4 protein-coding genes are annotated in these 3104 nt (G+C 65.8%); 2 read left to right on the forward strand and 2 right to left on the reverse strand.

Annotation, left to right across the window (positions count from 1 at the left end):
- Positions 1-389 (forward strand): rhodanese-like domain-containing protein (locus G3N92_RS32105; RefSeq protein ID WP_339385864.1); only part of this gene is annotated, 389 nt, incomplete at its 5' end.
- Between the two features lie 683 nt (positions 390-1072).
- Positions 1073-2278, forward strand: a complete 1206-nt coding sequence (locus G3N92_RS32110) for a porin (RefSeq protein ID WP_206131558.1) — start codon at positions 1073-1075, stop codon at positions 2276-2278.
- A 121-nt stretch (positions 2279-2399) separates the two neighbouring features.
- Here the strand turns inward: G3N92_RS32110 and G3N92_RS32115 are convergent, their stop codons facing one another.
- Complete coding sequence (locus G3N92_RS32115) at positions 2400-2618, reverse strand: hypothetical protein (RefSeq protein ID WP_206131559.1); 219 nt, start codon at positions 2616-2618, stop codon at positions 2400-2402.
- Positions 2618-2980, reverse strand: coding sequence for a hypothetical protein (locus G3N92_RS32120; RefSeq protein WP_206131560.1), 363 nt, complete (start codon positions 2978-2980; stop codon positions 2618-2620). Before G3N92_RS32120 ends, G3N92_RS32115 begins: the two co-directional genes overlap by 1 nt.
- Between the last annotated feature and the right edge of the window lie 124 nt (positions 2981-3104).

The following is a 3104-nucleotide window of genomic DNA, read 5'->3' on the forward strand; positions in this document are numbered from 1 at the left end:
TCTACGTGAAGCGCCACGTGCCGGGCGCGTGGTATGCCATTCGCGCGCAATTGCGCGAGGCGCTGGCCGCGATTCCGGCCGCGCGCCGCTACGTGGTGACCTGCGGCACCGGCCAACTGGCGGCGTTCGCGGCGGCCGACCTGCGCGCGCTGCTGCCGGCCGATGTCGGCGTGTACCTGCTCGACGGCGGCACGCTGGCCTGGATCGACGCCGGCCTGCCGCTCGAAACCGGCGAGACGCGCCTGGCCACGCCGCGCACCGACCGCTACCGCCGCCCGTACGAAGGCACCCAGAACGCGGCCGCTGCGATGCAGGCCTATCTCGATTGGGAATTCGGCCTCGTCGAGCAACTGGGCCGCGACGGCACGCATCACTTCAACGTGATCTGAGCCTCGCAAGGCGGGCGGCGCGCCGTCGAGCCGCCGCCCGCGTTTTCATCCCGCTGCGGGTAGGGACGGACGATTTCGCACGCCGTCATTGCCACGGTTCCCGATTGACACGCCGGCCCGATGCGGCGTGTCCCGATCGTCTCCCCCCGGCCGCCGGCGAACCGGCGCGCCATGCACCTGCCACGTCCCCCCGAAAGCGCCGCCGCGCGCCAGCCACGCCGGATTTGCCTTGCGATCCGTTCGGCGAACGAGGTCGTTCGCCGCGCGCCGGGCCGAGAAATTCATTTATTACGTTTATCGTTCAAATCACGTTGAATTGAAAATAATCAGTAAGATTTGATGCGTGCATGCCACGGCGCCAAATTAAGCGTTTGCGTAATCGCAATAGATGCTGCGACGCAGCATGGCAAACGTCATATGACAATTTGGTTACGGCTTATGGCGACCCAAAAGTAAATCAGGGTTTATGCCGGGAGCTGTTTCCGCACCAGCCCTTTCAAACGGAAAAACGCTTTGTGCAGCGCGCCTTAGCGCTAACCGTTTAGTGAATTCCCTCGTTGCAATCCGCCTACGTCGCCTATTTGTCTGATAGGGATTTGTCAGCTTATCGGTCAGAATGGCTCCCACATGGAACTCGCCCATGTCGCAGGAAAAGACCAAAGAATCTTGAGGATGGAGAAGCAATGAAAAAGAACGTAGCGGTTGCCATGACGGCCATCGGTCTTGCAGTGTTGGCTACGGCCGCGCAAGCGCAGAGCAGCGTCACGCTTTACGGGATCGTCGACAACGGCCTGGCTTACCAGAACAGCAGCGGCGCGCTGGGTCAAACCTCGGGCGGCCATTCGTCGGTGAAGATGTCGACGGGCGTCTGGGCAGGCAGCCGCTTCGGCTTCAAGGGCGCGGAAGATCTCGGCGGCGGCACGAAGGCCGTCTTCACGTTGGAAGCCGGCGTCAACACGGCGAACGGCACGTCGCAATTCACGGGCGGCATCTTCACGCGCCAGGCCTTCGTCGGCCTGTCGGATTCGAAGTACGGTACGTTGACGGCCGGCCGTCAGTACACGGCTTACTACACGCTGCTGTCGCCGTATAGCCCGACCACCTGGCTGACCGGTTATTTCGGCGCGCACCCGGGCGATATCGATTCGCTCGACACCAGCTACCGCGCGAACAACTCGCTCGTCTACATGTCGCCGAAGTTCTACGGCTTCACGTTCGGCGGTTCGTACTCGTTCGGCGGCCAGCCGGGCAGCGTCAACGCCGGCTCGACCTGGAGCGCGGGCGTGCAATACATGAACGGCCCGCTCGGCGTGGCGGCGGCGTTCCAGCGCGTGAACAACGCGGCTTCGGGCGGCGGCGCATGGAGCGCGAACTCCACGACGTCGAACGGCGGCGCGCAAACGGCCGTCTCGGCGATCAACAACGGCTACATCACGGCGCAGGCGCAGCAGCGCGTGGCCGTCACGGCCGGCTACCAGTTCACGCAGCAGTGGGACGTGTCGGTGTCGTACTCGAACGTGCAGTACATCCCGGGCTCGAACTCGACGTTCCGCAACACGGCGATCTTCAACACGGCCGGCGCCGTGCTGCACTTCAAGCCGGTTGCCGTGTGGGATCTGGCGGTGGGCTACAGCTACACGGCCGCCACGCTCGCCAACGGCGTCGCCAGCGCAGCGCGTTACCACCAGGTCACGGCTTCGCAGTACTACAGCCTGTCGAAGCGCACGGGCCTGTACGCGGTCGAGGCTTACCAGCACGCATCGGGCAACACGGTGTCGAACGGCCGCGTGATCGCCGCCACGGCATCGATCGGCGACGGCTTCAACTCCGTGCCGGCCACGACCAAGAACATGGTCGGCGTGGGCGTGGGTATCATCCACCGCTTCTAAGCGGCAACATGTGCGCGGCGCCCGGCGTCGCGCGCATGACGAAACGGGCAGCATCCGCATTGGCGGAGCTGCCCGTTCTGCATTGGGGGAAACGGAAACGTGTGCCGGGTGGGCGCGGCGTTCAGCCGTGGCTGTCGACCCAGGCGCGCGCCCAGTCGAGGCCGGCGAAGCGCGCTTCGTCTTCGGTGTCGAACACGCCGAGCACGCTCGACGCCTCGACGAGGCGGTTGTTGCGCGTGATGGTGCCGCTGGCCGCGTAGCGGTCGGGCTGCATGATTTCTTCCTGCTGGAGGATGGCGTGCCCCCAGATCTGATAGCCCTTGTAGCTTTCGGCTTCCATCAGCGCAGCACCTGGGCGCGCACGCCGCCCGGCGCGCCGACGCGCAGCACGTTGCCGTCCGGCGTGAACAGGCGCGGAATGTCGGGCGCGCCGGGCGCGGCATGCGGCGTCGCGGCTTCGCCGACGTGCGGCTTCGTGATGGCCTTCTGGGTTTCCAGCGCGGGCGGACGCACGCCGGCATCCACCAGGCGCGGCGCGACGTGCTTGTGCTTCTGCGCTTTCGGCAGGGCGGCCTGCGTATCGCGGTCGCGATGGGCGCCGCCGCGCGATTCGGGCGGGTTCCAGATTTCGACGTAGTGATCGCCTGCGAATGCCGGCGACGCAACCGCCAGCAACAGCAACCCGCATCCAACCAGTTTCATGTGTTCTCCGTGTGCGCCGGAATGGGCAAGGCCCGGTTCCGGGCTGGTTCGCACCCTGCGCGTCGACCTCGCGCGACGGGTGCTGGCCAGCGCGTGATTGTCTCACGGACGTGCGGCCGGACAG

This window comes from Burkholderia sp. Ac-20379, assembly GCF_017104645.1.
GTDB lineage: Bacteria > Pseudomonadota > Gammaproteobacteria > Burkholderiales > Burkholderiaceae > Burkholderia.